The 7463-nt window shown below is 72.9% G+C and carries 2 protein-coding genes and 1 pseudogene; all 3 read left to right on the top strand.

Annotated features, from left to right (window positions below; translation table 11 throughout):
- The first annotated feature begins 352 nt into the window (after window positions 1–352).
- Complete coding sequence (locus ADL29_RS38510; protein ID WP_053928125.1) at window positions 353–946, top strand: thioesterase II family protein; 594 nt, start codon at window positions 353–355, stop codon at window positions 944–946.
- 101 nt (window positions 947–1047) lie between these two features.
- Window positions 1048–1698 (top strand): response regulator transcription factor, encoded by a 651-nt coding sequence (locus ADL29_RS38505; RefSeq protein ID WP_046928791.1) that lies wholly within the window; start codon window positions 1048–1050, stop codon window positions 1696–1698.
- Window positions 1699–2093: 395 nt separating this feature from the next.
- Window positions 2094–7463, top strand: a pseudogene (locus ADL29_RS38500) (beta-ketoacyl synthase N-terminal-like domain-containing protein); the annotation flags it as partial.

Raw genomic sequence — 7463 nt, 5'->3', positions numbered from 1 at the left:
ACGCCACCTCGACCACGCCTGCGCCGCCGCCCTGACCAACTGGGCCGAACAGCACCGCCGCAACCAGCGATCGGCGGAACTCGTCTCCTGACGGCAGGCATGTCCGTATGACGAACGAGTCCTCTGTCCCCTGCCAGGAGGGACAGGGGACTTGTGCGTCCGCGGCGCCCCGAGCGCAACCCCTGTCGGCCCCAAACCTCCGGAGCCACCGGTAGGGGTGGAGATATATCCACCCTTGGGGGGCCAAGATCTCCACCTCGGCGGCTGACGCCGTTCCCGTCCGCGCTCCGTATCGTCGGACACCGCGTACCAGCGAAGACCGACGGAGACAGCGGGAGAACGGAACGTGTGGATGTGTGAACCGATCGCCGATCGCGATGTCGAGCTGATAAGAATCGCGGGCCCGCTGCAGCCGGCGGCCTTCCGGCTGGCGTGTTTTCCGCATGCGGTGGACACCTCGGAGTCGTTATGGCATCTGGCCCGGCAACTGCTGCCGTCCGTCGAGGTGTTGGCCGTGCAGTACCCGCACCGCGATGTGCGGGGCGCGCCCGGCTGCATCGCCGGACTCGACGACCTGGTGAGCGACAGTGCGCGGCTGCTCCGTGACTGGACCGATCTGCCGCTCGCCCTCTTCGGGCACCGCAGGGGCGGCGAAGTCGCGTTACGGGTGGCCGGGCGGCTGGAGCAGGAGACGGACATCGCCCCGCTGTGCACGTTCGTGGCCAACTGGGGGGCGGCGCCGAAGTTCGAGGCCGTCCGGCTGAATTCGCCGGTTGTCGCCCTCGGCGGCGGGACGGATGTCACCGCCCGGCCGCAGTGGCGGGCCTGCACACGGGACCGCTTCGACCTCGAGGTCTGGCGCGGTGGCGGGCGGTTTCTCGAGACCCACTGTGCGGAACTCGTGAACCTGATACACGACCGGCTGCTCTCCACGCTGATCGACTGAGGCGGATCGACCGAGGTGGACCGACCGAGGTGGACCGGCCGGGCGGATGTGCCCGGCCGGACCGCCTTGGCCACCGGGCGGGGTCGGGAGACACTGGCACCGTGACCACACAAGCCAGCATCCGGGTGATCGTCGCCGACGACCAGGCGGCGGTACGCGAAGGACTCGTTCTCCTCCTGGGGACCATGCCGGGCATCACGGTCGTGGCCGAAGCGGCCGACGGCGAGGAGGCGGTGGCCCGGGTTGCCGAGCACCGCCCGGATGTCATCCTGATGGACCTGGGCATGCCCAACGTCACCGGCGTGGAAGCCACTCGGCAGGTGCGGCAGGACCACCCGGACACCCAGGTGGTCGTGCTCACCACCTATGCGTCCGAGGACCTCGCCCTGGAGGCGCTGCACGCCGGCGCACTCGGCTACCTCACCAAGTCCGCCACCAAGGACGCGATCGCCCGCGCGCTCACCGCGGCCGCCGCCGGCCAGGCGGTGCTGGACTCCGGCGTCCAGCGCACCCTCATCCAGGCGGCGACCCGCAGTCAGCCGGCCCCGGCACCCGCCGACCGGCTCACCGCGCGGGAGACCGACGTCCTCAAGCTGATCGCCGCCGGTTTCGGAAACCGCGAAATCTCCCGGCACCTGTTCATCAGCGAAACCACCGTCAAGACCCATATCAACCGCATCTTCGCGAAGACCGGAAGCAAGGACCGCGCCCAGGCAATTCAATATGCCCGGCAGCACCGTTACACCGAATGAAGCTGCACCGAGTGAATCCGGTCGGCGGCAGCGGAATTCCCCGCGAATTGACCGGTGGAGTGTTTCCCCAGATCGGCACCCCTATGGCCCGGCGACACCCCGCCGGGCTTTCGCCTTTTCCGGGCGGGGGAGTAGGGGACGTTAGGGGTGGGTGGCGCTGATCGTTCTCCCTAGCATCGGTGTTCGACAGGTGTGATCCGGCCCGGTCTCTTCGTCGTCTCCTCGTCAAGCCGCCCGGGTGTCCGGCGTTGTCGATCCCGTCAATTGCGTGGAACCCGTAGAGGGAGAAAGAGGGGGCACCAGTGCGTGCAGAGCTCGACCGGCTGCCGGTGTTCGAACGGCAGCACATCCTGCTGCGCCTGGTGTGCGACTGCGCGGCAGAGGCGCTGGAGCGGGACGCCGAATCGATCGGGATCCGGGCGTCCTTCGTGGACCAGGGGGTCGGCTCGATCGCCGCGGTGGAACTGCACCGGCGGCTCACCGCGGCCACCGGGCTCGCCCTGCCGGTGACGATGGTGTTCGACCATCCCACGCCGCAGGCCCTCGCCGAGGAGCTGTACCGACGGCTGTACGGTGAGGCCGTGGCGGAGGACGTACCGGACGCCGGGACCGGCGCGCCCGCCGATCCGGAGGAGCCGGTCGCGATCGTCGGCATGGCCTGCCGGCTGCCCGGCGGCATCACCTCCCCCGAAGACCTCTGGCAGGTGCTGCTCGACGGCGAAGAGGTGCTCTCCGACTTCCCGGTCAACCGGGGCTGGGACGTCGACGGCCTGTACGACCCCGATCCCGACCGGCCCGGCCGCACCTACACGCGGCGCGGGGGATTCCTGCACGATGCGCCGGAGTTCGACGCGGAGTTCTTCGGGATCTCGCCGCGGGAGGCGGTGGCGACCGATCCCCAGCAGCGGCTGCTGCTGGAGGTCACCTGGGAGGGCCTGGAGCGCGCCGGAATCAGCCCGTCGGCGCTGCGCGGCACCCCCGTCGGCGTCTTCACCGGCGTGGAGAACCACGAGTACGGACCGGGCCTGCAGCACGTCGGCGCGGGGCTCGAAGGCCATCTGCTGACCGGCACCGCGGCCAGCCTCGCCTCGGGCCGGGTGGCCTACGCGTACGGCTTCGAGGGCCCGGCCGTCACCGTGGACACCGCATGCTCGTCCTCGCTGGTGGCGCTGCACATGGCGGCCCAGTCCCTGCGGCGCGGCGAATGCCGGCTGGCGCTGGCCGGCGGCGCCGCCGTGATGGCGAGCCCCGGCGGGTTCCTGGCGTTCTCCCGGCAGCGCGGACTGGCGGCCGACGGCCGGTGCAAGGCGTTCTCGGCCGATGCGGACGGCACCGGCTGGTCGGAGGGGGTCGGCGTGCTCGTCGTCGAGCGGCTCTCCGACGCCGTACGGCACGGGCACCGGGTCCTTGCCGTGCTGCGCGGTTCGGCAGTCAACTCCGACGGCGCCTCCAACGGCCTGACGGCACCGAGCGGACCGGCCCAGCAGCGGGTGATCCGCAGCGCGCTGGCCGATGCCGGGCTGACCGCCGCCGACGTGGACGCCGTGGAGGCGCACGGCACCGGCACGGCCCTGGGCGATCCGATCGAGGCCCAGGCACTGCTGGCCACCTACGGCCAGGACCGGCCGGCCGGCCGGCCGCTGCGGCTCGGGTCGGTCAAGTCGAATCTGGGGCACACCCAGGCGGCGGCCGGGGTCACCGGAGTGATCAAGACCGTGCTCGCGCTCCGGCACGGCCTGCTGCCGCGCACCCTGCACCTCACCGAACCGACCCCGCACGTCGACTGGTCGGCGGGCAACGTGGAGTTGCTGACCGAGGCCGCGCCCTGGCCGGAGACCGGCCGGCCGCGCCGGGCGGCCGTCTCGTCGTTCGGGGTCAGCGGCACCAACGCCCATGTGATCCTGGAGGCCGTCGCGCCGGAGGAGGCCGAAGAGCCCGCCGGGGAGCCCGACCGGCCCTCCGCCGAACAGGCCGGTGCGCTGCCCTTCGCCGTCTCCGGCAACGGCCCCGCCGGGGTACGGGCACAGGCGGAACGGCTCGCCGGCTTCCTCGACGAACGCCCGGACCTGCGGCTGCCGGACGTCGCCCACTCGCTCGCGACCACGCGCGCCCAGCTGACGGACCGGGCGGTGGCCGTCGCCGCGGACCGTACCGCTCTCGTGGTCGCCCTGCGCGCATTCGCCGCGGACGGCAGCGCGCCGGGCATCGTGACCGGCACACCGGCCGAGGGCGGCCTCGCGTTCCTGTTCACCGGACAGGGCAGCCAGCGGCTCGGCATGGGCCGGGAGCTGTATGCCCGGTTCCCCGTGTTCCGGCAGGCGTTCGACGAGGCCTGCGCCGCGCTCAACGCCTTCGTGGACCGGTCCGTCGAGTCCCTGGTGTTCGGGGACGCGCCCGAACTGCTGGACCGTACCGAGTACACCCAGCCCGCCCTGTTCGCCTTCGAGGTGGCGCTGTTCCGCCTGGTCGAGTCGTGGGGCGTCACACCGGACTTCCTCGTGGGGCATTCGATCGGCGAGCTGGTGGCCGCCCATGTCTCGGGGGTGCTGGATCTGCCGGACGCCGCCCTGCTGGTGGCCACCCGCGGCCGGCTGATGCAGGAGCTGCCCGAGGGCGGGGCGATGGCCGCCATCGAAGCGGGCGAGGACGAGATCGCGCCGGAGCTCGCCGCACACGCCGCGCGCTCCGGCACCGGCGGGCTCGGCCTGGCCGCGGTCAACGGCCCCCGGTCCGTGGTGGTCTCCGGCGACGAGCAGCCGGTCCTCGAGCTGATGGCGTCCTGGCGGGCCCGCGGCCGCCGCACCCGGCGCCTGACCGTGAGCCATGCCTTCCACTCGCCGCGGATGGAGCCGATGCTGGCCGAATTCCGGTGGGTCGCACGGGTGGTGTCGTACGCGCCGCCAAGGATCCCGATCGTCTCCAATGTGACCGGCCGCGTGCTCACCGCCGAGGAGACCGGCGACCCCGAGTACTGGGTGCGCCATGTGCGCGAACCCGTCCGCTTCGCCGACGCCGTCGCGCTGCTCGCCGGATCCGGCGTGTCGACGTTCCTCGAACTGGGCCCGGACGGCGTGCTGTCGGGCATGGGCCAGAGCTGCCTGGACGACGCCGATACCGATGCCCGTACCGATGCTCGTACCCATGCCCGCACCGACGCCGTGTTCCTGCCGGTCGTGCGGGCGAACCGGCCCGAGGCCACGACCTTCACCACCGCGCTCGCCCGGCTGCACACGCGGGGCGTCGGCGTGGACTGGGCCGCGGCGCTCCCGGCCGGGGCCGCCGAAGTGGACCTGCCCACCTATGCGTTCCGGCGCAAGCACTTCTGGCTCGACGCCGGGGCCCCCGCGGGGGACCTGGCCTCGGCCGGGCTCGCCGACGCCGGACACCCGCTGCTCAGCGCCGTCGTCACGGTGCCCGACACCTCGGACATCGTGCTCACCGGCCGGATCTCGCTGCGTACGCACCCCTGGCTGGCCGACCACGCCGTCCTGGGCACCGTGCTGTTCCCCGGGACGGCATGGGTGGAGCTGTTCAGCCGCGCCGGGGACGAGGCCGGCTGCACCCGTATCGACGAGCTGACCCTGACCGCCCCGCTGGTGGTGCCCGAGCGGGGCGGGGTCGCGCTGCGGCTCGTCGTCCGGGCCCCGGGCGAGTCCGGCACCCGCAACGTCATGGCCTATTCCCGCGCCGACGGTGACGAGACCTGGACCTGCCATGCCGTCGGCGTCCTCGCCCCCGGCGGGCCCGTACCGGCGGCGGAGCCGGGGGTGTGGCCGCCGCAGGGTGCCGAACGGATCGAGCTGACCGGCTTCTACGACCGGCTCGCCGACGACGGCTACGGCTACGGCCCGGCCTTCCAGGGCCTGCGGGCCGCCTGGCGGCGCGGCGCCGAGGTCTACGCGGAGGTGGCGCTGCCCGAGGGCACGGAGACGGCCGGGTTCGGCGTGCACCCCGCGCTGTTCGACGCCGTTCTGCACGCGGGCATCCTCGCCGAGAAGAGCACCGGGGTCGCCCTGCCGTTCTCCTGGCGAGGGGTCGAGATCCATGGCGTGGGGGTACCGGCACTGCGCGTACGGATCGTGCCGCAGAACGACGACGCGGTGGCGATCACCCTCACCGACGGGACGGGCGGACCGGTCGCCTCGGTGACGGCGCTGGTGTCGCGGCCGGTCGACGCGGCCCAGCTGGAGGGCTCCCCGTCCGGCGCCGACGCCCTGTTCCGGATCGAGTGGACGCCGCTTCCCGCGGTGTCCCAGGCACCGGCGGAACGGTGCCTGGTCCTCGGGGACGATGTGCTGGGGCTCGGCTTCGAGGACTGTGCCGGTCTGGAGGTCTGTGCCCGTCTGGAGGACGTCGGGGAGGTCCCTGACGTCGTGTTCGTGCCCTTCGGACCCGGACCCGCGGCGGATCCCGGCCAGGCGGTGCAGGCCGGCCCCGCGGTGGATCCGGATGCCGTGCACGCGGCCCTGACCCGGGCCCTCGGACTCATCCAGGCATGGCTCGCCGACGAGCGCTTCGCCGGCGCACAGCTGGTGTTCGTGACCCGCGGGGCGGTCTCCGACGGGACCGGCGAGCGCCTCGTGGACCTCGTCCATGCCCCGCTGTGGGGACTGGTGCGCTCGGCGCAGGCCGAGAACCCCGGCAGCTTCCTGCTGGCCGACATCGACACCACGGAGGAGAGCCGGCGCGCGCTGCTCGCCGTGGCCTCCTACGGCGAGCCGGAACTGGTGCTGCGACAGGGCAGGCCGGCGGCGCGCAGGCTGATCCGGACCGGCTCGGACGCCCTGGTGCCCCCGGCCGGTGCGGCGCACTGGCGGCTGGACGCACCGGTCCGCGGCACGCTGGAGAGCCTGCGGCTGACGCCCGCCCCGGCGGCCGGCGCGCCGCTGCCCCCGGACCACATCCGCCTCGCGGTGCGCGCCGCCGGCATGAACTTCCGTGACGTTGTCTCTCTGCTGGGCATGGCGGCCTCCGAGGACGTCCTGGGGTACGAGGCCGCCGGTGTGGTGACCGAGGTCGGCGCGGCGGTCACCGGTCTGTCGGTCGGCGACCGTGTGCTGGGCCTCGTCAGCGGCGCCTTCGGCCCCGCGGCGGTCGCCCCGCGGGACCTCGTCGTACCGCTGCCGCCCGACTGGGACTTCGCGGACGCCGCCGCGGTACCGCTGGTCTATGCGACCGCGCTGTTCGCCTGGGAAGACCTCGCCAAGGTCCGGGCGGGGCAGCGGGTACTGGTCCACGCCGGTGCGGGCGGTGTCGGCATCGCCGCCATCCGGCTGGCGCGGCACCGGGGCTGTGAGGTGTTCGCGACGGCGAGTCCGGGGAAGTGGGACGTGCTGCGGTCGCTGGGGCTCGCCGATGACCACATCGCCTCGTCGCGGGATCTGGACTTCGCGCAGAAGTTCCTCGCCGTCACGGACGGCGCGGGGATGGACGCCGTACTCAACTCGCTGACCGGCGATTTCGTGGACGCCTCGCTGCGCCTGCTGCCGAGCGGCGGGCACTTCGTCGAGATGGGCAAGACCGACATCCGGGATGCGGCCGAGGTCGAGGCGCGGCACCCCGGCGTCCACTACCGCGCGTTCGACCTGATCGACGCCGGGCCCGTACGGCTCCAGCAACTCCTCCTCGAAATCACCGGGTTGCTCGCCGAGGGTGTCCTCGCTCCGATGCCGGTGCTGGCGTGGGATGTGCGGCGTGCCGCCGAGGCGTTTCGGTTTATGAGCCGGGCGCGGCATGTGGGGAAGTTGGTGTTGACGGTGCCGCGT

The sequence above is a fragment of the Streptomyces chattanoogensis genome, assembly GCF_001294335.1.
GTDB lineage: Bacteria > Actinomycetota > Actinomycetes > Streptomycetales > Streptomycetaceae > Streptomyces > Streptomyces chattanoogensis.
The sequence above is the reverse complement of the archived record's forward strand: the minus strand, read 5'-3'. Positions and strand labels throughout refer to the sequence as shown.

Coding starts and splice junctions, on each gene's coding strand:
- ADL29_RS38510 (WP_053928125.1), top strand. CDS start 353: ATGTGTGAACCGATCGCCGATCGCGATGTCGAGCTGATAAGAATCGCG.